The 20,670-nt window shown below is 67.7% G+C and carries 20 protein-coding genes; 12 read left to right on the top strand and 8 right to left on the bottom strand.

Features of this window, described 5'->3' with window-relative positions; genetic code table 11:
• Positions 1-76: 76 nt before the first annotated feature.
• Positions 77-706 (top strand): response regulator, encoded by a 630-nt coding sequence (locus D5S18_RS31950; protein ID WP_120044838.1) that lies wholly within the window; start codon positions 77-79, stop codon positions 704-706.
• Here the strand turns inward: D5S18_RS31950 and D5S18_RS31945 are convergent.
• Entirely contained in the window at positions 703-1,497 is a 795-nt protein-coding gene (locus tag D5S18_RS31945) for a sigma 54 modulation/S30EA ribosomal C-terminal domain-containing protein (protein WP_120044837.1), read from the bottom strand. The two genes, D5S18_RS31950 and D5S18_RS31945, sit on opposite strands and share 4 nt — an antisense overlap.
• 89 nt (positions 1,498-1,586) lie before the next feature.
• Here D5S18_RS31945 and D5S18_RS31940 point away from each other — a divergent pair, with 89 nt between their 5' ends.
• On the top strand, positions 1,587-2,816 hold the full coding sequence (locus D5S18_RS31940; RefSeq protein ID WP_120044836.1) for a GAF domain-containing sensor histidine kinase: 1,230 nt from the start codon (positions 1,587-1,589) through the stop codon (positions 2,814-2,816).
• Positions 2,817-2,834: 18 nt separating this feature from the next.
• Here D5S18_RS31940 and D5S18_RS31935 read toward each other — a convergent pair whose 3' ends face one another.
• Positions 2,835-3,977, bottom strand: coding sequence for a beta-ketoacyl synthase N-terminal-like domain-containing protein (locus D5S18_RS31935; RefSeq protein WP_120044947.1), 1,143 nt, complete (start codon positions 3,975-3,977; stop codon positions 2,835-2,837).
• Positions 3,978-4,203: 226 nt separating this feature from the next.
• Between D5S18_RS31935 and D5S18_RS31930 the strand changes: the two genes are divergently transcribed.
• Both D5S18_RS31930 and D5S18_RS31925 read left to right on the top strand, forming a co-directional pair.
• Positions 4,204-5,583, top strand: coding sequence for a diguanylate cyclase domain-containing protein (locus D5S18_RS31930; RefSeq protein WP_239004126.1), 1,380 nt, complete (start codon positions 4,204-4,206; stop codon positions 5,581-5,583).
• 157 nt (positions 5,584-5,740) lie between these two features.
• Positions 5,741-8,053: a HelD family protein gene (locus D5S18_RS31925; protein WP_239004149.1), complete on the top strand. Its 2,313-nt coding sequence runs from the start codon at positions 5,741-5,743 to the stop codon at positions 8,051-8,053.
• A 53-nt stretch (positions 8,054-8,106) separates the two neighbouring features.
• On the opposite strand, the gene D5S18_RS31920 is transcribed toward D5S18_RS31925, so the two are convergent.
• Both D5S18_RS31920 and D5S18_RS31915 read right to left on the bottom strand, forming a co-directional pair.
• A complete protein-coding gene (locus tag D5S18_RS31920; RefSeq protein WP_120044835.1) occupies positions 8,107-8,559 on the bottom strand; it encodes a universal stress protein in 453 nt (150 codons plus the stop codon).
• Between the two features lie 333 nt (positions 8,560-8,892).
• Positions 8,893-9,735, bottom strand: a complete 843-nt coding sequence (locus D5S18_RS31915; RefSeq protein WP_120044834.1) for a helix-turn-helix domain-containing protein — start codon at positions 9,733-9,735, stop codon at positions 8,893-8,895.
• 79 nt (positions 9,736-9,814) lie between these two features.
• Between D5S18_RS31915 and D5S18_RS31910 the strand changes: the two genes are divergently transcribed.
• A complete protein-coding gene (locus D5S18_RS31910; RefSeq protein WP_120044944.1) occupies positions 9,815-10,285 on the top strand; it encodes a VOC family protein in 471 nt (156 codons plus the stop codon).
• Positions 10,286-10,326: 41 nt separating this feature from the next.
• Here D5S18_RS31910 and uvrB read toward each other — a convergent pair whose 3' ends face one another.
• The gene (gene uvrB / locus D5S18_RS31905) at positions 10,327-12,501 is read right to left on the bottom strand and encodes an excinuclease ABC subunit UvrB (protein ID WP_120044943.1); all 2,175 of its coding nucleotides are present in this window, start codon (positions 12,499-12,501) and stop codon (positions 10,327-10,329) included.
• Between the two features lie 360 nt (positions 12,502-12,861).
• Between uvrB and D5S18_RS31900 the strand changes: the two genes are divergently transcribed.
• The 5 genes from D5S18_RS31900 (at position 12,862) to D5S18_RS31880 (ending at position 15,488) form a co-directional block, all read left to right on the top strand.
• Entirely contained in the window at positions 12,862-13,506 is a 645-nt protein-coding gene (locus D5S18_RS31900) for a ribonuclease FAU-1 family protein (protein WP_120044833.1), read from the top strand.
• Positions 13,507-13,573: 67 nt separating this feature from the next.
• Positions 13,574-14,095, top strand: a complete 522-nt coding sequence (locus tag D5S18_RS31895; RefSeq protein WP_120044832.1) for a ribonuclease FAU-1 family protein — start codon at positions 13,574-13,576, stop codon at positions 14,093-14,095.
• A gap of 92 nt (positions 14,096-14,187) precedes the next feature.
• The gene (locus D5S18_RS31890; RefSeq protein ID WP_120044831.1) at positions 14,188-14,514 is read left to right on the top strand and encodes an ArsR/SmtB family transcription factor; all 327 of its coding nucleotides are present in this window, start codon (positions 14,188-14,190) and stop codon (positions 14,512-14,514) included.
• Between the two features lie 3 nt (positions 14,515-14,517).
• Entirely contained in the window at positions 14,518-15,045 is a 528-nt protein-coding gene (locus tag D5S18_RS31885) for a pyridoxamine 5'-phosphate oxidase family protein (RefSeq protein WP_239004125.1), read from the top strand.
• Positions 15,045-15,488 (top strand): SRPBCC family protein, encoded by a 444-nt coding sequence (locus tag D5S18_RS31880; RefSeq protein ID WP_158608039.1) that lies wholly within the window; start codon positions 15,045-15,047, stop codon positions 15,486-15,488. The genes D5S18_RS31885 and D5S18_RS31880 overlap by 1 nt, the downstream gene beginning before the upstream one ends.
• A gap of 7 nt (positions 15,489-15,495) precedes the next feature.
• On the opposite strand, the gene coaE is transcribed toward D5S18_RS31880, so the two are convergent.
• A complete protein-coding gene (gene coaE / locus D5S18_RS31875; protein WP_120044829.1) occupies positions 15,496-16,701 on the bottom strand; it encodes a dephospho-CoA kinase in 1,206 nt (401 codons plus the stop codon).
• 299 nt (positions 16,702-17,000) lie between these two features.
• On the opposite strand from coaE, the gene D5S18_RS34645 reads away from it, so the two are divergent.
• Positions 17,001-17,216, top strand: coding sequence for a hypothetical protein (locus D5S18_RS34645; RefSeq protein WP_147404322.1), 216 nt, complete (start codon positions 17,001-17,003; stop codon positions 17,214-17,216).
• A gap of 117 nt (positions 17,217-17,333) precedes the next feature.
• Here D5S18_RS34645 and D5S18_RS31870 read toward each other — a convergent pair whose 3' ends face one another.
• Positions 17,334-18,875, bottom strand: coding sequence for a phospholipase C (locus tag D5S18_RS31870; RefSeq protein WP_120044828.1), 1,542 nt, complete (start codon positions 18,873-18,875; stop codon positions 17,334-17,336).
• Between the two features lie 282 nt (positions 18,876-19,157).
• Positions 19,158-19,871, bottom strand: a complete 714-nt coding sequence (locus D5S18_RS31865; protein ID WP_239004124.1) for a TetR/AcrR family transcriptional regulator — start codon at positions 19,869-19,871, stop codon at positions 19,158-19,160.
• A gap of 88 nt (positions 19,872-19,959) precedes the next feature.
• Between D5S18_RS31865 and D5S18_RS31860 the strand changes: the two genes are divergently transcribed.
• Positions 19,960-20,646 carry an NAD(P)-dependent oxidoreductase gene (locus D5S18_RS31860; protein WP_120044827.1) on the top strand — a complete coding sequence of 229 codons (687 nt, stop codon included), beginning with the start codon at positions 19,960-19,962 and terminating at the stop codon, positions 20,644-20,646.
• Positions 20,647-20,670: the final 24 nt, after the last annotated feature.

Here is a 20,670-nt window from a genome sequence, read left to right as displayed (position 1 = left end):
TTGAGCGGAGAGATATCCGGCAAAATAAACCGGACGCCCGAGTAGGTGGGTCTGGGGCACGGGACTGGAGGCGGATGTGATCAGTGTCTTCTTGGTCGACGATCACGAAATCGTGCGGCGGGGGCTGATCGATCTGCTGGACGGCGACCCGGAACTCGATGTGATCGGGCAGGCGGGTGATGTCGCACACGCCATGCCCGGCATCCGCGCGGCGCGCCCCGATGTCGCGGTGCTGGATGTGCGACTGCCCGACGGCAACGGCATCGAACTCTGCCGCGACCTGCTGGCCGAACTCGACGGGCTGCGCTGCCTGATCCTCACCTCCTACACCGACGAGCAGGCCATGCTCGACGCCATCCTGGCGGGCGCCAGCGGCTATGTGGTCAAGAACATCAAGGGGATGGAGTTGGCCGCGGCCATCAAGCAGATCGGCGCGGGCCGCTCGCTACTGGACACCAGAGCGGCGGCGGCACTGCGGGAGCGCTTGCGCCACCGCGCCGAGGCCGTCGCACCGGCCGGACTCACCGATCAGGAACGTCGACTGCTCGACCTGCTCGGCGAGGGCCTGACCAATCGGCAGATCGCGGAGCGCATGTTCCTTGCCGAGAAGACGGTGAAGAACTACGTCTCCAGGCTGCTGGCCAAACTCGGCGTCCAGCGACGCACCCAGGCGGCGGTACTCGCCACGAAACTCCGTGGCAGTTAATGGAATTCGCGTCGTTCCGGCATCACGACGGCCAAGTCCCCGTCGTAGCGGCGGTAGAGCAGCCCGCCGCGACCGCTGCGCGCGTCGGTGAAGAACAGGAACGGCAGCCCGGCCCGGCACATACCTGCCGCGGCATCGGATTCGCGCAGCACCGGGGCCGGATCCGGATGCGCCTCGATCGCGGGGGAATTCGCGAGGCCCGCGCCGCGCGGCGGATGGGTGGCGCGCTGGCGCAGCAGCCGAATTCCGGTGGGATCGGCCCAGTGCACGACCGCGTCCTCCCCCGTCTCGGCATCGGTGAACAGATAGGCGTCGTAGTCCATCGCGTCGAGCACCGCGGCCGCCTCGCGCGGCGAACCCATCAGCAGCGCACAGGTTTTGCGGCGGGTCACCGCGCGCGGCTCGCTGACCCGCGCCAGCGGCGGCCGCGCCGGATCCGGCCACGGCCTGACGCGGCGGGTGGCCAGCCGATCGATCTGACGGTCGAGCCGCTCGGCGGCGAAGGTGACCGCGAAACCGCCCGGACCGCACACCTGCACCCTGGTCGGAATGCCGCGAAAGCGAATATTGGCCTGCACCAGGGTGGGTTCGTCGGCCGCCGCCGGGGCGGTGACGCGCACTCTGGCCGCGGTATCGAGGCGATGCCTGCGCAGAATGAGTCCGATGGCGCGCACCGCCCTGGTCACCTCGCGGGCGGGCACCGCACCGCTGGTGGTGACGGCCAACTCGGGTTCGGCCGCACTGGTCCAGTGCTGAGGCTCCCCTTGCGTTCGATACCGGGGCGCGTTCATCCGGTAATGCCACCATCGCCACGCCGCGGCGAACAGGGCCTAAAGTCCCCGATCGACCGAACGCGCCACGCCGAGCGACGGAAGCCGTGATGACGCGCGATCAGGGTGCGCAACCCGCGGCACGCGATACCCTCTCGCCGCTGCGACTGCGCGAATTGCTCACCGAGGTGCAGGATCGGGTCGAGACCATCCTGGACTCCCGCTGCGAATCGGCGCGGGCCTGCCAGGCGTGGCTCGCGGCGACCCGCACCCTGACGGCGCGACTGCTCGTCGATCCGGATCTCGACCGCGCGCTCGGTTACGTCGTCGACCGGATCCGCACACTGACCGGCTCCGCCCAAACCTTCTTGGCCGCAGCGGAATCCGAGGACGACGCGCTGATCATCACGCACTGGTCCGGTCCGGAGGACGAATACCTCGGGCGGACAATCGATCTCGCGAATACGCTACCGGGAGCCGCGTTCTCCGCGCGCTCCCCCGCCCGTACCGACGATTGCACGAATCTCGGTGTGCCGCTGGAGAATATGGGGCACGCACTGATCCTGCCACTCGGCTGCCCCGAATCCGTCCTCGGCGTGGCGGTCGCGGTCCGCCCCGCCGAGGAGCTCCCCTACTCGGAGGAACTGGTGGAACTCGCCGTCGGATTCACCGAACAGGCCGCGCTGACCCTGTGCCTGGCGGGTGCGCGGCCCGCGACGCCCGATCTGGTCGCCGACCGCGACCGCATCGCCCGCGATCTGCACGACCACGTCATCCAGCGCCTGTTCGGCATCGGCCTCAGCCTGCAGGGCGCACTGCCGAAGGCGATGGTTCCCGAAGTGCGCCAACGTCTTTCGACAGCGATCACCGACCTCCAAGAGGTGGTGCAGGATATCCGCGGCTCCATCTTCGACCTGCACGGCGGCCACGACGGCGAGCGCGGGCTACAGCAGCGCCTGGAATACGCCATCCGCCAGCAGACCGCCGATACCGCGCTGCGCGCCACCATCCAGGTCACCGGGCCGCTGTCGGTGCTGGACCGGCAACTCGCCGACCACGCCGAGGCGGTGGTCCGCGAGGCCATCAGCAATGCGGTGAAACATTCGGGGGCGGACACGGTCTCGGTGGAGATCGGCGTGGACGACGATCTCACCATCGTGGTCACCGACAACGGCTGGGGCATCCCCAATCATGTGATCCGCAGCGGCCTGCGGAATCTGGAGCAGCGCGCCGAAAAGGCCGACGGCACCTTCACTCTCGGACCGGGCAGCCGCGATCCGGAAGGTGTGGCGGGCACCCGACTGTGCTGGTCGGTGCCGCTGCCGACGGGCGCTTCGTGAATCTTCGCGCGCGGGTGCTCATGCAGGCCCCAGCACCACCATCGAATTGTTGCCGCCCATGCCGAGCGACAGCTTCGCGGTGATCCCGCCCTCGAAGGGCGTCGGACCGTCGAGCAGTCCGGGATGGGACGGCGCCACGATCGGCGCGGCCGGGACGACGCCGCGGTCGTAGCCGAGGGCCGCAGCGGCCACCTCGATCCCGGCCGCCGCGCCTTGGCAATGTCCCGCAAGGGGTTTGACGGCGTAGATGTGCGGGCGGTCACCGTAGAGGTGCGTCAGCAGATCCCGTTCGGCCAGATCACACTGGCGGGTGCCGGTGCCGTGCGCGTTGAAATAGGCCACCTCGTCGGGTTCGACTCCCGCGTCGGCCATCGCCAACTGGGCGCAGTCGAAGATGTGCTCGTGCGAGGGGTCCACCGAGACCACGTGGTAGGCGTCGTTGGTCATGGCGCCGCCGCGCACCGCGCAATACGGCATCTCGGCCTCGCGGCTGAGCACGAAGGCCACCGAGGCCTCACCCATGCTGAATCCCCGGCTGCCCTGCTGGAACGGGCGGCAGGCCTCCAGCGGTTCGACATCGGTGACCGCCGCGCCCAACTGCACGAAATGCTCCACCATGTCGGGAGTCGCCGACATATCGGTGGCGACGCAGATCACATCGTCGGCGCGCCCTCGCTCCAGCCAGTCCCGCGCGGTGATCAATCCCACATTCGCGGAACTGCACGCCGCGGACACATTTATGGCAGGGCCGTGGAACCCGTACTCCTGCAACAGAACCGATATCGGCGTGGAAGGCAGCAGACGCATGTAGTCGCGGGAACGTCGGTGACCGTGATCGCGCAGGTAGAACTCCCGCCAATTGACCACATCCCCCAGGACGATGGCGTGCACCAACCCCACGGTGCGACCGGGTCGCCAACCGCGCGCCAACGCGTCCTCGATCGCCTCGCGCGCCGAATCGTGCATGGCCCGCCCGTACCTGCTGGTGCTCACCGCCGGGTCGCCGCCCTCCGGCACCAGGGCCACCCAGGCGTTTTCGTCGCGCCCGGCCCCGTAGCCGGGCTGCACCGTCGCCGCCGACTTGCCGCTGAGCAGGCCCTGCCACAGGGCCTCGCGCCCCCAGCCATAGCCACTGATCGCGCCGATACCGGCAATCGTCATATGCTTTTGATATTGCGGGTGATTATTCGGGATGGTGCCCGGCATGACATCGCTCCTTCACCGGCTCCCGAGGATCGATCCGTGATCGATCCGACATCATCGGAGAGAACCGGGTTCTGTAATGATCACCAGACGGAGCCCGATGAAGTGCCCGGATCGTGATCGACGCTATAGCATCGACGGCGTGATCTTGTGCCCGTCGATACCAGAATAGTCCCATGCTCCAATGACCATGACGGGTCGACGATCGGGGGTTCGAGTGGATCGCGAGGGTGAGGAGAAGGACATCGCCACCGTTGGTGCCGTCGAGCAACTGGCGCAGCGGTACCGCTCTCTGGTCGAACACACCCCCGACGGGATCTGCGTGCACGAGCGCGGCATCGTCGTCTACGCCAATCCGGCCATCGTCGCGCTCCTGGCCGCCGAATCCGCCGAGGAGATCGTCGGCCGCCCGCTCACCGATTTCGTCGATCCGGCCTCGATACCGCCCATGCTGGACCGCATTCGCCATCTGAACACCGCGGGCGCGGCCTCCGAACCGACCGAGATGCTGCTCATCCGGATGGACGGGGTGATCGTCCCGGTGGAGACGGTCTCGGTGCTCACCGTCTGGCACGATCACCTCGCCTATCAGGTGGTCATCCACGATCTCACCGCGCAGAAGGTGGCCGAGGCGGCGCAGCGCAGGGCCGAACAGCACTTCACCACGGTGGTGTCCCAGTTGGAAGAGGGTGTGGTGGTGGTCGATCCCGACGGCCGCATCGAATCCATCAATCCGGCGGCCAAGCGCATCTTCGGCACCGAGACCATCGCCGACGCCGAGTTGATCGGCCGCCGCATCCAGACACTGCCGCTGACCCTGCTCGACGCCAATGCCCAACCGCTGCCGCCCGCCCGGCATCCGATGGCGCGCACGCTGGTCACCGGCGAGACCCTCACCGGCTACATCTTCGGTGTGGACCGGGTGGACGGACAGCGGCGCTGGCTCTCGGGCAGCAGCCGCCTGCTCAATCCGGACGATCCGGGATCCTCGGCGGTGTCCTCCTTCGCCGATATCACCGAATTCCGGGCCAGCCGAAGGCAATTGGAGTACCAGGCCACCCACGACTCGCTGACCGGCCTGGCCAATCGGTCGCTGATCCTCTCGCAGTTGGCCGCCGCGTTGGCCAGCAGCGCGGAACTGCCGGTATCCACGGTGCTGTTCATCGATCTCGACGGGTTCAAAGCGATCAACGACACCCTCGGGCACGCCATCGGCGACACCGTGCTCCAGATCGTGGCCCAGCGGCTGCAACGCGCACTGCGCACCGACGACCTGGTCGGCCGCCTGGGCGGCGACGAATTCCTGGTGCTGCTGGCGGGGCGCTCGCGCATGGTCGATGTCGAGGCGCTGGTGCGGCGGTTGCGCTCCACCATGGCCGACCCGATCATCGCGCGCGGGCACCGCATCGAGGTCAATGCCTCGATCGGGGTGACCGCGCTGACGCCGGGCGATCCGCGGACCCCCGAATCGGTGCTGCACGACGCCGACCTGGCCATGTACCGGGCCAAGCCGAGCGCGCACCGCGACGGCAGCCGCAGGCCCAACAGCACCCACGCCTCCTGAGCGTCGCGGTGGTTCGGCTCCCCTACCCGCGGTTCCGGCGCGGATCCCGACGCGGCAGTAGACTCGACAACTCTGTTTCGCGCAGCCCGCTGCGCCCGGCCCATCCGCGGTGACAAGGAGTTCAGTTTTGCCCGACCCCAGTCCGGAGCGTGTCGAGGTGGATCCGGCCCCGCCCGCCGATCCGACCGACACCGTCGAGATCGATCGGGAACAGGCCCACCTATCGGTGCTCTACCAACGTCTCGACGCCATGCGCGCCTACGCGAACGACCGGCTGCGCACGGTCCTGCTGGAGACCGGCGGCACCCCGCAGGCCCGCAGCGAACGCGAATCCTTCACCCAGCTCTACTCCGAGGATCTGTCGAAATACGATGCGGCCGAACACGGTCTGTGTTTCGGTCGGATCGATCTGGCCGAAGCCGACGCAGACGGGGACGAGCAGGCCGATACCGGCGGCACCCGCTACGTCGGCAGGCTCGGCATCCTCGACGAGGCCAACGACTACGCGACCCTGCTGCTGGATTGGCGCGCGCCGCTGGCCCGGCCGTTCTACCTGGCCACCACCGCCGCACCCGACGGGGTGGTGCGCCGCAGGCATATCCGGTCGCGCAATCGCCGAGTCACCGCGATCAACGACGAGTACCTGGACCTCGACGCGGCCGAACAGGCGGGCGCGCTCGTGGGCGACGGCGGCGTCGGCAGCGAGAGTGCGCTGCTGAGCGCGCTCAACGCCGCCAGAACCGGCCGGATGAACGACATCGTGGAGACCATCCAGAGCGAGCAGGACGCCATCATCCGCTCCGAACACAAGAGCGTGCTGGTGGTGCAGGGCGGTCCCGGCACCGGCAAGACGGCCGTGGCGCTGCACCGCGCCGCCTACCTGCTCTACACCTACCGTCAGCAGTTGGCCAAGGCGGGCGTGCTCATCATCGGGCCGAATGCCACCTTCCTCGACTACATCGGGCAGGTGCTGCCCTCCCTCGGTGAGACCGGCGTCCTGCTGTCCACCATCGGCAACCTGTATCCGGGTGTGCGGGCGACCAGGGAGGATTCGCTGCGCGCCTGCGCGATCAAAGGGTCGTTGACCATTGTGGAGGTGTTGAAGAAGGCGGTGCGGGACCGGCAGGAGGCGCCCGCCGAACCGATCCGGCTGCGCTTCGACGGCTACGAGGTGCGACTGGACCGCAAGATCGCCACCAAGGCCCGCGGGCGCGCCCGCTCCTCGCGGCGGCCGCACAATCTGGCCCGCCCGATCTTCGCCTCGTCGGTCATCGACGCGCTGACCGAGCAGTTGGCGCAGACCATGGGCGCGGATCTGTCGGGCGGCCAATCCCTGCTCAGTTCGGCCGATCTCACCGAGATCCGCGACGAGATGCGCGCCGACGCCGAGGTGCAGGCCGCGATCACCCGACTGTGGCCGATCCTGTCCCCGCAGGAGGTGCTGGCCGATCTGCTCGCCGACCCGAAGCGCCTCGACCGCGCGGCCGGTGCGCTGCCTGCCGCCGACCGGGCCGAACTGGTGCGCCCCGACAACGGCGAATTCAGCGCCGCCGACGCGCCGCTGCTGGACGAACTGGCCGAACTGCTCGGCGTCGACGACGCCGAGGAGCGCGAGCGCGCCCGCCGCCGCTGGCGCGCGCAGCTGGCCGAGGCGCAGGACGCACTCGACATCCTGACCGGTTCGGCCCCGCAGGATCTCGAGGACGATCTCGATCCGGAGATCCTCATGGCCTACGACCTGATCAATGCCGGTCAACTCGCCGAGCGTCAGAATGTGCGATCCAGACAGACCACGGCCGAACGGGCCGCGGGCGACCGCACCTGGACCTACGGGCATGTCATCGTCGATGAGGCACAGGAACTTTCGGAGATGGCGTGGCGAATGGTCATGCGGCGCATCCCGAATCGCTGGATCACGGTGGTCGGCGATGTCGCCCAGACCGGCGATCCCGCGGGCGCGTCCTCGTGGCGGCAGATCCTGGAACCCTATGTGGCGCAACGGTGGAAGCTCACCGAGCTGACGGTCAACTACCGCACCCCCGCCGAGATCATGGCGGTGGCCGCCAAGGTGCTCGCCGAGATCGATCCGGGCGTCTCGGTGCCGCGCTCGGTGCGCGAGACCGGCAATCCGCCGCGCGCGTATCGGGTCACCGAGGCCGAATTACTCGGCACCGTCAAGGAATTGGTGGCCGGGGAGACCGGTCCCGGCACCACCGCGGTCCTCGCGCCGCACGCGCTGATCGGCGACTTCGCGCCGCTGGCCGAGGAATCGGTGCGGGTCCTGACCGTCACCGAGGCGAAGGGCTTGGAATTCGACGCGGTGTATGTCGTCGCGCCGCAGCAGATCCTGGCCGAATCGCCGCGCGGGATGAACGATCTCTATGTGGCGCTGACCCGCGCCACCCAGCGGCTGGCCGTGGTGCATACGGGCGATCTGCCCGCGGTGCTGTCGGATCTGGTCGCGGCCTGATCCTCGAGCTCGAAGGGTGTCGGCCCGGCGATTCGGGCCGACACCCTCGACTTTCAGCGCACAGTGTGCACGATAAGAACGTCCGAACCCGATTTGCGCGCCACATCCGAGGGGACCGAACCGAGCAGGCGGCCGGTCAAAGTATTGAGGCCGCGATTGCCGACGACGAGCAGATCGGCCGAGACCTCCTTGGTCAGCGCCAGCAGCGATTCCACCGGTTCGCCGATGACGGCGCGCTCGACCACCTCGGTCGCACCCGCCGCGACGGCCCGATCCCTGGCGGTGCGCAGGATGTCGTTGGTCGGCGCGGAGCCACGCACCTGGTAGGCGTCCTGTTTGAGCACATCGGCCGCAGCCGCGATATCGCGCTCGTCGGTCGGGTAGTACGCACAGGCCACCACCAGGGTCGCGCCCGAATCCGCCGCCAGCGCCGCGGCCTTCTCGACGGCGACATAGGACGAATCCGAGCCATCGGTACCGACGACAATGGTCCGGTAGGCGGTCATGTCTCCTCCAACTATGCGTGGGTCGGATGCGGCGCGCGGGACCACGGAAAGTCGGAGCCCCGGTGCAGCGACTGGGCTCGACCCTAGCGGCTAACGGTGCGGAAACAACAGATAACGTGGCACATCACAATCGGGGCTTTCCGATTTCCGCGCACCGGACCGCGCCCGAATTCCGGGATGGCCTCGGCAACCTGCGCGGACCCCAAATCCCGCCCGATACGCTGTGATTCACCCCAAATACGGTGAACATCCCTGCGGCGCTGGGACTCCCGTCACACCGCCCTGTCCGGGCACCCGCCCATACGGCTTCCGTTGGGGACCTTCCGCGTCACGCTACCAGGGCACCTTCGGACCGCGCCGGGCATGCTTGGCGTACTCGGCGGGCGTGATGCCGATCTCCGCGCCGAATTCGCGGGAGAAATGCGCCTGATCGAAATAGCCGAGGTCGGCGGCCAGCGTCGCCAGATCCGCCACCCGACCCCGATCGATCAGGTCCGCGCCGTCCTGGAGGCGATAGCGACGCAACACCCATTTCGGACCCGCGCCGATATAGCGGCGGAACAAGCGTTGCAGCGTGCGCACCGGAATGTCGAAACGCTCGGTGACCTGATCGACCCTGGTCAACTCCGGATCCGCGGCCATCGCCGCGACCACGCGCAGCACCAGCAGATAGTTGGCATCCGGGGTGCTGCGGCGCCGCGACAGGAAATCCTCCAGCAGCGCCCGACGCGCGACATCGGTTCCGGCGGCCAACACGGCCTCGGTGAGCCCATCGGCCTCGGGCAGCACCTCGGTCAGCGGCAGCACCGCATCGCGCAGGGCGCCCACCTCGCGTCCGGTGAACGCACCGAATCCGCCCGCGCGGAAAAGCACGGCGAAGGTCTCCCCGACACCGCTGAGCTCGCGCACCGACTTGGTGGTGCAGACGCCGTAGACGAATCCGCCGGTCGCGGCGGCGGTGCGCTCGAAGGCGAGAATCACACTCGGATAGGGCAATACCTGCGCGTAATACGGCGGGCGACCGCGCAGATCCCAATCCACCGCCCAGTACCACTCGACGAAATGCCCCGTGACCGGTCCCGGTTCCAGCCGCCGCAGCGTGCGGAATCGGGCCTGCTCGTGCGGGTACAGAATGGCCTTGGTCGCGCGCAGGTCGGCGGACGCCCGCGGCGGCATCCCACTCGGAGATCCGTGGTCAGTCATGGTGTCGCGTTTCTACAAGATTCACGCGGCGGAACCGACGAAGCTCGAGGCCATGAGCAATTCCGTGAACCCCATCGCCGACGGCTACCACTCCATCACCTGCTTCCTCGCGGTGCCGGACGGCAACAAGGCCATCGAGTTCTACACGGCGGTATTCGGCGCGGAGGTGGTCAGCCGCAACGACCTGCCCGACGGCCAACCCGCGCACGCCGAACTCCGCATCGGCGACTCCACCCTGCAACTGGGCCAACCCATCCCGGAGAACAACGTCCTCGCCCCCAACGGCGAATGGGTGCACACCTCGATCGTGCACTACTGCCCCGATGTGGACGCCGTCGTCGCGCGCGCCATCGCGCACGGCGCGCGCTCGGCCGAGGAACCGGAAACCTTCGTCACCGGCGACCGGTTCGGCGTCGTGATCGACCCGTTCGGGCATCGGTGGGCGGTGCTCACCAAGGTCGAGAACGTCTCCCCCGAGGAGGCCGAGCGCCGCGTGAACGAATGGATGGCCGCCCAAGGCTGAGCAGGCCACCGGCGATTCGGCGAAAGGCGGTGACGCCCCGGTCATTTCAGACCGGCGGCGTCCATGCCGCGCAACTCCTTCTTCAAGTCGGCGATCTCGTCGCGCAGCCTGCCCGCCAACTCGAACTGCAATTCGCGGGCCGCGTTCATCATCTGGTCGGTCAATTCCTTGACCAGATCGGCCAATTCGGCGCGCGGCATCGACTTGATATCGCGCCCCTCGAAGACGCCCGCGCTCACCGCGCGGCCCGGCTCGCCCTGGGCGCGCCGACCACGACTGGCATTGCGACCAGAGCCGCCGACCTCCACCACCTCGTCCTCGGCCTCCCGGTACACCTGATCGAGGATGTCGGCGATCTTCTTGCGCAACGGTTTCGGGTCGATACCGCGTTCGGTGTTGTAGGCGACCTGCTTCTCGCGGCGGCGCTCGGTCTCCTCGATGGCGTGGCGCATGGAATCGGTGACCGAATCCGCGTACATGTGCACCTCGCCCGAGACATTGCGCGCCGCGCGGCCGATGGTCTGGATGAGGCTGGTGGCGCTGCGCAGGAAGCCCTCCTTATCGGCGTCCAGGATGGCGACCAGGGAGACCTCGGGCAGGTCCAGACCCTCGCGCAGCAGGTTGATGCCGATCAGGACGTCGTACTCGCCGAGGCGCAGTTGCCGCAGCAACTCCACTCGGCGCAGCGTGTCGATCTCCGAGTGCAGGTAGCGCACCCGGATACCGAGGCCGAGCAGATAATCGGTCAGATCCTCGGCCATCTTCTTGGTCAGGGTGGTGACCAGCACCCGCTCGTCGCGCTCGGCCCTGGCGCGGATCTCGTGCACCAGGTCGTCGATTTGGCCCTTGGTGGGTTTGACCACGACCTGCGGGTCGACCAAACCCGTGGGGCGAATGACCTGTTCGACGACTTCGCCGCCGACCTGGCCCAACTCGTAGGGACCGGGCGTGGCCGACAAGTACACCGCCTGGCCGATTCGATCCGCGAACTCCTCCCAGGTGAGCGGCCGATTGTCGACCGCGGAGGGCAGCCGGAAGCCGAACTCCACCAGGTTGCGTTTGCGCGACATATCGCCCTCGTACATACCGCCGATCTGCGGCACCGTGACATGCGATTCGTCGATGACGAGCAGGAAATCCTCCGGGAAGTAGTCCAGGAGGGTGGCGGGCGCCGACCCGGCCGGGCGGCCATCGATATGGCGCGAATAGTTCTCGATACCGGAGCAGAAGCCGACCTGACGGATCATCTCCAGGTCGTATTGGGTGCGCATGCGCAGGCGCTGGGCCTCGAGCAGTTTGCCCTGGCGCTCCAATTCGGCCAGGCGCTCGGCCAGTTCGGTCTCGATATCGCCCACGGCGCGCTCCATGCGCTCCGGACCGGCCACATAGTGGGTGGCGGGGAAGATGCGCAGCCGATCCACCTGACGCACCACATCGCCGGTGAGCGGGTGCAGGTAGTACAGGGCCTCGATCTCGTCGCCGAAGAATTCGATGCGGACCGCGAGTTCCTCGTAGGAGGGGATGATCTCCACCGTGTCGCCGCGGACCCGGAACGAACCGCGCACGAAAGACAGATCGTTGCGGGTGTACTGCACGTCGACCAGCAGGCGCAGCAGCGCGTCGCGATCGATCTCGCCGCCCACCTCCAACTGCACCGACCGATCCAGGTAGGACTGCGGGGTGCCGAGGCCGTAGATGCACGACACCGAGGCGACCACCACCACATCGCGGCGCGAGAGCAGACTCGACGTCGCCGAGTGGCGCAAACGCTCCACATCGTCGTTGACCGAGCTGTCCTTCTCGATGTAAGTGTCGGTCTGGGCGATATACGCCTCTGGTTGGTAGTAGTCGTAGTACGAGACGAAGTACTCGACCGCGTTGTTGGGCAGCATCTCGCGCAGCTCATTGGCCAACTGGGCGGCCAGCGTCTTATTGGGGGCCATCACCAGGGTGGGGCGCTGCAATCGCTCGATGAGCCAGGCCGTGGTGGCCGATTTACCGGTGCCGGTCGCACCGAGCAGGACCACATCGCGCTCCCCCGCCGTGATCCTGCGCTCGAGTTCGGCGATCGCGGCGGGCTGGTCGCCCGCGGGCTTGTGCTCGCTGACCACCTCGAATCGCCCATCGGCCCGCTCGACCGCGCCGATGGGCCGGAATTCCGAATGCGCGAGCGGTGGCGACGCGTTGCCCGCGGGGATCTCCGTTGCGAAAGCCATGGTCCCCAGCCTAGAACCCCGCACCGACAAGTCGCCGACGAGCATTTTCCCCGGTCGAACGGGCGCTGGAGTCGAAACTGGTCGGTCGGGTTGCCGGCCGGGTGCCTATAGCGCCCACCAACCGTTTCCAAAGGGTTGACCAAAATCAGCAATGAACTCGAAAAGCCCTTGGCCCCAAGGGTATTCGAATCCGTATAGACCTCGTCACAGACCTGTCCGGCGGGGTTGCCCGGTTGTACTCTGAACTGGTTGTCCAGACTTTGGTGAAGGGACGGGAGCCATGAGCGAACGCAGTGAGCGAATCGTCAACGCAGCGCGCCACGCGCGTATGCCGAGGCCGAGCGCCAGCGAGGTCTCGGCATGAGCGCGCTGCTGCCATTGCTCGTCGCCGCACCGGCGGTCACTGGGATCGCCGGCTATGTGGCAAGGGATTTCCGTGCTCTCGCGTGGGCGCACGGCGCCAACGGAGCCAAGGAGTCCGCCACCGCACCACCGGGGCCGCGCACACCCGCCCGCCCCAAGATCGAATACTTCAATGTCGCCGAGTTGACCAACACCGACGCCAAGGGCTTCGTCCGCCAGGTCGAGCGCTTCCATGTCGAGCCCTGGGGTCTCTACATGGCACGCACGGCCGGTCCCGAATTCCACTACGTGGAATCCTGGCTGCTGCCGGACCTATCGATCCGCGCCACCATCGCCCACCGGCACGCCGGTGACCACCACGGGCGCGATTACAGCCTGGATATCGGCGAATACAGCCGCATCGAACCCAAGCGCTGGCGGGCGGTGCACCACTACCTCGATATCAAGGTCTCCGGCGGCCACCGGGCCGAACTGCGCGGCGTGGAGGATCTGCTCGCCGCGCACGCCGCGGGGCTGGTGCCCACCGATCAGGCCCATCGCGCCCTGGAACGGGCCACCGCCGCGATGGACGGGCTGGCCTGCCACGATCACGATATGGACAGTTGGTTGTCCGCCAGAGGCATCGGGCTGACCTGGATGTAGCAGCGGTGTGCGCCCACTCGTTCGGTGCGTACCACATCGGCCGCGTGGTTGGCGGTAGATTCACCGCATGACGCAGGTGACGGTGGATTTACATCGACCGAAGGTCGAGTACTTCGACGTGGCGGGCCTGACCAATACGGACCCGAAGGGTTTCGTGCGCCCGGTCGAGGAGTACCGCACCGAACCGTGGGGTCTGTACATGGCGCGCACCGCGGATCACCCGCAGTTCCACTACATCGAATCCTGGCTGCTGCCTGAGCTTTCGATTCGCGCGACCATCTTCCACTATCACCCGGCGCATGCCCGCGATCAGGACTACTACCTGGATCTGGGCGAGTTCACCCGCATCGAGCCCAAACGGTGGCGCTCGGTGGATCACTACCTCGATATCGTGGTGCGCTCCGGCCGCGACACCGAACTGCTCGATGTGGACGAGTTGCTGGCGGCGCACGCCGCCGGACTCATCGACGCGGACGCGGCCGAGGCGGCGGTGGCGCACGCGGCGGCGGCCATCGACGGTATCGCCGCCAACGGTCACTCCTTCGATGCCTGGACCGCCTCCCTCGGTATCAGCCTGACCTGGCGCTGATCATCACCCCTTGACAGATTCCGCCACTCTCTGCATCATTTAACCAGTCAGTTAATTACCCACTAGGTTAAATAAGCTGGTTGAATGGACACATGACGGATGAACTCAGCAGAACCTTCGCGGCACTCGCCGATCCGACTCGGCGCGCGATCCTGGCCCGCCTCACCGAGGGCGAGGCCACCGTCACCGAACTCGCCGAGCCGTTCGCCATGAGCCTGCCCGCCATCTCCAAACACCTGAAGGTGCTCGAACGGGCCGGACTCATCACCCGAGGCCAGAACGCCCAGTGGCGACCGTGCCGACTCGACGCCGCGCCCCTGGCCGAGGCGACCGACTGGCTCGACCGCTACCGCCGGTTCTGGGATCGGCGCTTCGACCTGCTCGACACCCACCTGCGACGCCTGCAACAGAAGGAATGACCCGTGCTCGACACCCTCCCCCAAGGCGATCCGCGCCTGCTCGAAACCCCGATGGCCCAGCGGCTGCTGGCCGCGAACATCCCGGCCCGCCTCGCCTTCACCGCCGCCGACGGCACCCCGCGCGTGGTGCCGGTCTCCTACTGGTGGAATGGAACCGAACTCGTCATCTGCGGCTTCGCGCCCTCGCACAAGAACCGCATGCTGCGGGCCAGACCCGACGCCGCGATCACCATCGACACCAATGACAACCCGCCCGAGGTGCTGCTGATCCGCGGCCGCGCCGAGATCACCGAATCCGAAGGCATACTGCCGGAATACCTCGCCGCCATGCGCAAGGGCGGCGAAGGCGTCGAAGAGTATCTGCGCACCGTCACCGCCCTCGCGCCGCGCATGGAACGCATCGCGATACGCCCGACCTGGGTCGCGCTCATGGATTTCCGGACCCGCTTTCCCAGCGGCGCGCCGGACTGGATGACCGGTTCGGTCATGCCCAATTCCACCGAAACCGAAACGATCGACAAGGAGCAATAGTGTCCACCCGCGAAATCACCCTCGTCCGCCACTTCGACGCGCCGCGCGAACTCGTCTTCCAGGCCTGGCTCGATCCGGCACAGCTCACCCAGTGGTCCGGTCCGGACGGATTCACCTGCCCGCCCGACAGTTTCGTGGTCGAACCGCACGCGGGCGGACGCTACGACGCGGTCATGGTGTCCGACACCGATGGCGCCTCATATCCGACTCGGGGCGTTTTCCGCGAGGTCGACGAGCCCGAGCGGCTGGTGTTCACCTGGGGCGACCCCACCGGAGACGGCTCCCCCGAGCGGGAATCGGTCATCACGGTGACCTTCGAGGAGACCGCATCGGACAAGACCACCATGACCTTCCACCTGCTGGCCCCCGGCTCGCTCAGCGCCGAGGACGGCGCGCGCGAGGGTTGGAGCCAGACGTTGGATCGGTTGGTCGCGCTGTTCTGAGCGTCTTTCAGCGCGCGGCGGCCCATGCCGCCGCGCGCTCGTAGGCGGAGTCGAACCACGGCTCCTTGTTATCCAAATACGCGTCGATCGCGTCCGGGCCGTCGTGCGCGAGCGCCGCCCGCTCCCCTGCCCGCTTCACGGCCAGGTATTCCGCGCGGGCGGCGGGATCGGCACGCAACCAGTCGCGAAACAGCAGCGCGTAGCGCTGACCGGGTGAACCTGCCACCCGCACATGGACATTGGCCGGGCGGCCCGGATCCGCGCTCATATGGAGGCGTTTGGCCCACAGCGTCGCGTCCGTGCCCGCCGGGTCCTCGGGGGTCGGCTTCGGATTGTCACCGGTGATCCGCGGGCGCACCGGAAAACCGGCCGCCGCCAGCGCATCCCGGAATCCGTCGGCGGCGGCCAGATCCGCCACCGTGATCTGCAGATCGATGACGTCCTTGGCGGGCAGGTCCGGCACCGCGGTGGAGCCGATGTGGTCGATGCGCGTCGCGGCCGAACCGCACGCCACCCACAGCCGGGCGATCAACCGCCGCGCCTGCGCGGACCACTCCGGATCCGGTGCCACCAATCGCACCTCGGTGCGGCGCGCGGGCTCCCCGGCCCGCAGATTCGCCTCGAACGGCGCCAACCGCTCATCCCAGAGTTCTCGCACCGACTTTTCGATGGATTCGGCAGGACCGGAATTGTCGAGCAGTACATCGGCGACCGCGCGCCGCTGTTCATCGGTGGCCTGCGTCGAAATTCGGGCGCGTGCGTCGGATTCGGCGATACCGCGAAATTCGACGAGTCGGCGAATTCGAGTTTCCGCGTCCACATCCACCACGACGACGAGATTCATCAGCGGCGCGAGACCATTCTCCACGAGCAGCGGAATATCCTGCACCACAATCGCGTCCGGCGCGGCCGAGGCAATGAGTTCCGCGGTGCGCGCGCCGACCAATGGATGGGTGATGGAATTCAGTCGCGCGCGGGCGGAGTCGGAGGAGAAGGCGACCGCGGCGAGCGCGGGCCGGTCCAGCGCGCCGTCCGGGGCGAGTATGTCCGCGCCGAACGCCTCGACCAGCGCCGCCAGCCCCGGCGTGCCCGGCGCCACCACCTCGCGCGCGAGCACATCGGAATCGATGACCACCGCCCCGAGTTCGGCCAGCACCCGCGCCACCGTGGACTTGCCCGCTCCCATGCCTCCGGTGAGGCCGATCCGCAACATTGTCCAAGTCTCGCATCCGAGTTCGCGCGCGCCGATCCGGGAACCCTGCGCCGTGCAATCCCGGTATTGTTCGCGCGCCCGCGCGCGAAAGCCGAACGCGCATTGTTCGATCCGTGACGCCGCCGAGACCTATTCGCAACAATTCATCGGCGAGAACGCCGTGCCGACGGTAACTTTCCGACACGCCGGGGCAATCGCGTCGGCAAAATACTGTGTTCCACACCGGTGTCGGCTAATCTTCGCCGTGGCGGCCGAGCGAACCGCGCATCAAGCAGGCACCAGCAAGCAAAGGAACACCATTGGGCACCAGAAACATCCAGACGGGTCGCCACCGGCTGGGCATGGCGGGCGGCGTGCACTGCGTGCGTTTCCCCGCCGTCGCGGCGGCTCTCGACGAGCATCGCCGCACGTGGTTCACCGCGCTGATCAATCCGGCGCGACACAGCTTCGCGGCCATGCGAAGGCGCTCCGCCGCCTCCTTCCCGCTGCGCTGGGCGCCCGCCACCGCAGGCTAGGCGCACCTCCACCTTCGCTCCGCCATGGGACGGCTGCGCCGACAGCGCCCATCGGGCTCCGATACCGCTGTGGCCCAGCCGAATTCGTCGGCCGGGCGCACGCCGTCGCGTAGGGGTTCAGCGCGCCAATCCGCTCGGCCTGCGCGTGGTCCCCGGCTGCTGACGCGGCATCTCATTGGGCGGCACCGGATACGGCATACCCACGGTCGCGGTGCCGAGCGCGACATTCGGACCGCACTGGGCGATGGCCGCGTCCATCTTCGGCCTCGGATCGCTGAGCGCGGGCTTGGCCGGATTCGGCGCGGAACCGAAATCGAAGGCGGAGGTCATATCTCCGGTGACACCGCGCCGCCACGGGGTGAGATTGGGCACCTCGACCCCGAACCTTGTCTCCAGCAGACGTAGCTGCGAGGTGTGGTCGAAGGTTTCCGAGGCGACCAGACCACCCCGGCTGTACGGCGAGATCACCAGGCCCGGAACGCGATAGCCCAGACCGATGGGTCCGGCGATGCCCTTGGCCGAGCTGACCCCACCCAGCGGCACCGTCAGAAATTCGCCGGGAGTGCCGGGCGGCGCCGTCGGCGGGGTGAGGTGATCGAAGAAGCCGCCGTTCTCGTCGTAGCTGATGATGAGCGCCGTCTTCTCCCACACCTTCGGATTCGAGGTGAGGATATCGAGCAGTTGCACGATGCCGAACGCGCCGAAGGCGGCGGGCAGGGCCGGATGCTCGCAGTTGATCAGCGACGGAATCACCCAGGACACCGCGGGCAGCGTGTCATTGGCCACATCGGCCGCAAGGTCGTTGGGGTAGACCGGCGCGATACCGCGCCGGTGCAACTCCGAGGCCGGGTCCTGCGACTGCTTGAAGCAGCCGAGCATTCCGTCCAGGATGACCGAGGACAGCGGCCCGACATCGCGATTGTTGTAGACCTTCCAGCTGACGCCTGCCTCGGACAGATTCTCCGGATAGGTGCGCCAGGAGTAGACGTTCTGCGGGATCAGGGTCGGGGTCTCCACCAGCGGGCCGCCCGCGCGCCCGTCCGGATCGATGGTGGCGCTGATCCAGTAGAGCCGGTTCGGATCGGTGGGGCCGAGCACCGAGCAGTGGTAGTGGTCGCACAGGGTGAACGCGTCGGCCAGTTCGTGGTGGATCGGAATGTCCTCGCGCAGGTAGTAACCCATGGCCGCGGGGGCATTGGCGGGGCCGACGCTGTCGATGGACATCGGCATCCACTGATCGTTGCGACCATCGTTCCACGCGCGGTGCATACCGCCCCAACTGTGGTCGGGATCATTGATGCACTCCCCGTCGAGCGAGGCGCCGCGGGTGGTGTCCAGCCGGAACGGGTTGACGAATCCGTCCGGCGTCGGACCGACGCCGGGTGTCCAGCCGTACTGCTGCCAGGCGGACGCGGGATCGTCGAAGCCGCGCACTCCGGCGCGGGAGCCGAAATAGTGGTCGAAGGAACGGTTTTCCTGCATGAGCAGGACGAAATGCTCGATATCGCCGAGTCCGCCCATCCCCGCCGGATCGGCCGCGTAGGCCCGTTCGATGATCGGGTTCGCCCAGGAGGCCAGGGCGCCGACCGCGCCCGCGGCGGCGGCCTTCGCCAGGAATTGCCTGCGGTTGAGACCGCTGAACGGGCTCGCTGCGCTCATTGCCGATACGGCCTTTCTGCCGAAGATCAATGTCGTTCGCGCCGAACACTACCGCCGAATTGGTCGTCTGTCCGACTACGTGAGATTCGACAGAGATACGACCGAGCGGCATCGACGCGCGAGCCTACCGACCTTCTGTCGAAATCCCGCGCGACCCACCGCCGCGCGCGGAAATCCTTCCGTTGGCCAACGCGGCCAACGGAATTCCCGCGCGACCATCCGCGAGTCATTCTTTTCGGGTGCATTCCGAGTTCTCGGGTTCCCGCCGGGTCTTTCGAAGTCTCACAACCCGAGCGAACGCACCAGGTCCAGCATCTCGGCGCGATACAACTTGGCCGGATCCTGCGACTGCGGGCGCAGGTGCCCATAGATCTCCAGGGCGACGAGTCCGTGCATGCGACCCCACATGCGCAGCGACAGCGCCAAGGCGTGCGGCGGCAGGCTCGGAAACTCCTGCCGCACATGGGTTACCAGACCCTCGTCGAAATCCGACCATGCCACCGAGCCCGCGCTCTGCAAGGGCGCGGCCGTCGGCCAGGCCGCCTCGACCAACCCGACCAGCCCGGAGCAGGCGCGCCCCTCGGCCTCGGCCGCCGGACCGCCGGGCGGCGGCTGATAGCCGAGCACCGGATCGCCGTAGATGAGCCGAAAACCCGCCGGGTGGGCCAATGCCCAACCGCGCACGGTCTCGCCCCACGCGATCACCCGGCCCGCCGGATCCGCCGCGGGCACCCGGTCCCGCGCGGCCTCGGCGGTGTCCACCAGGTCGCCGTACACCTCGGCGATGAGTGTGGTGATCAGGTCGTCGCGGGTGGCGTAGTAGCCGTAGATGGCACCCGCCGTCATCCCCATCTCCCTGGCGATGGCACGCAGCGAGATGGCGTCCGGACCACCCTCGGCCAGCAGGCGCAGCGCGATCGATCGGATCTCCTCGACAGTCTGCGCGCGCAGCCGCTCCCGTCGACTGGGCACCGGCGTTGCGCTGACTTCGGTCACGGTTGACACCCTACCGTGTTCGACTACTATCTGCCGTGGCTTCACTGAACGGCGTGTAGTCCTTGAACATTGTGTAGAAGGAGTTCGGGTGGATATCGGAATCTTCGGCGCGACCGGGGTCATCGGCGACGAGACGGTCCGCGAGGCCGTGCGGCGCGGACATCGGGTCACCGCCTTCGCCCGCGACGCCGCGCGCTTCCCGGCCGAGCGCGAAACCGTCGACTGGCAGGTCGCGGACTGGCTGGACACCGACAGCATCGCCGCGGCCATCGGCGGACTCGACGTGGTGATCAGCGCGGTCAATGCCGGATACGGCGTACCGGACACCATCGCCAACGCGCAGAACTTCGTCATCGGCGCGCGGGCCATGATCGGCGCGCTCGAACGGCACCCTTCGGTGCGGCTGATCTCGATCGGCGGCGCGGGCAGCCTCGAGGTCGCGCCCGGCTTGCAGATCATCGAGAGCCCCGACTTCGAGCGCAGCCTCATCGAGGACCTCCAGGTCCCACTGGCCTACGAGGCGGTGGTGCGCGCATTGCGCGAGGCACTCAACCTCTACCGGCAATCCAATCGGAACTGGACCTCGGTCAGCCCCTCGGCCCTGCGCATCCCGGCGGGCGGCGAACGCACCGGCCGCTTCCGCATCGGCACCGACCAGATCCTGGTCCGCCCCGACGGCACCAGCGATATCTCCGCACCCGACCTCGCCATCGCCCTGCTCGACGAGGTCGAACAGCCCCGTTTCATCCAGCGCCGCTTCACCGTCGGCTACTGAGCACCACGGAAAGGACAGTCCACC

Origin of the sequence: Nocardia panacis (assembly GCF_003598715.1) — a bacterium.
In the GTDB taxonomy this organism is placed as follows: Bacteria; Actinomycetota; Actinomycetes; order Mycobacteriales; family Mycobacteriaceae; genus Nocardia; species Nocardia panacis.
The sequence above is the reverse complement of the archived record's forward strand: the minus strand, read 5'-3'. Positions and strand labels throughout refer to the sequence as shown.

Excerpts from the sequence above, each read along its gene's own strand:
- D5S18_RS31945 (WP_120044837.1), bottom strand. The coding sequence starts at position 1,497 with ATGAACGCGCCCCGGTATCGAACGCAAGGGGAGCCTCAGCACTGGACC.
- D5S18_RS31940 (WP_120044836.1), top strand. The coding sequence starts at position 1,587 with ATGACGCGCGATCAGGGTGCGCAACCCGCGGCACGCGATACCCTCTCG.
- D5S18_RS31935 (WP_120044947.1), bottom strand. The coding sequence starts at position 3,977 with ATGACGATTGCCGGTATCGGCGCGATCAGTGGCTATGGCTGGGGGCGC.
- D5S18_RS31930 (WP_239004126.1), top strand. The coding sequence starts at position 4,204 with ATGACCATGACGGGTCGACGATCGGGGGTTCGAGTGGATCGCGAGGGT.
- D5S18_RS31920 (WP_120044835.1), bottom strand. The coding sequence starts at position 8,559 with ATGACCGCCTACCGGACCATTGTCGTCGGTACCGATGGCTCGGATTCG.
- D5S18_RS31915 (WP_120044834.1), bottom strand. The coding sequence starts at position 9,735 with ATGCCGCCGCGGGCGTCCGCCGACCTGCGCGCGACCAAGGCCATTCTG.
- D5S18_RS31910 (WP_120044944.1), top strand. The coding sequence starts at position 9,815 with ATGAGCAATTCCGTGAACCCCATCGCCGACGGCTACCACTCCATCACC.
- uvrB (WP_120044943.1), bottom strand. The coding sequence starts at position 12,501 with ATGGCTTTCGCAACGGAGATCCCCGCGGGCAACGCGTCGCCACCGCTC.
- D5S18_RS31900 (WP_120044833.1), top strand. The coding sequence starts at position 12,862 with ATGAGCGCGCTGCTGCCATTGCTCGTCGCCGCACCGGCGGTCACTGGG.
- D5S18_RS31895 (WP_120044832.1), top strand. The coding sequence starts at position 13,574 with ATGACGCAGGTGACGGTGGATTTACATCGACCGAAGGTCGAGTACTTC.
- D5S18_RS31890 (WP_120044831.1), top strand. The coding sequence starts at position 14,188 with ATGACGGATGAACTCAGCAGAACCTTCGCGGCACTCGCCGATCCGACT.
- coaE (WP_120044829.1), bottom strand. The coding sequence starts at position 16,701 with ATGTTGCGGATCGGCCTCACCGGAGGCATGGGAGCGGGCAAGTCCACG.
- D5S18_RS31870 (WP_120044828.1), bottom strand. The coding sequence starts at position 18,875 with ATGAGCGCAGCGAGCCCGTTCAGCGGTCTCAACCGCAGGCAATTCCTG.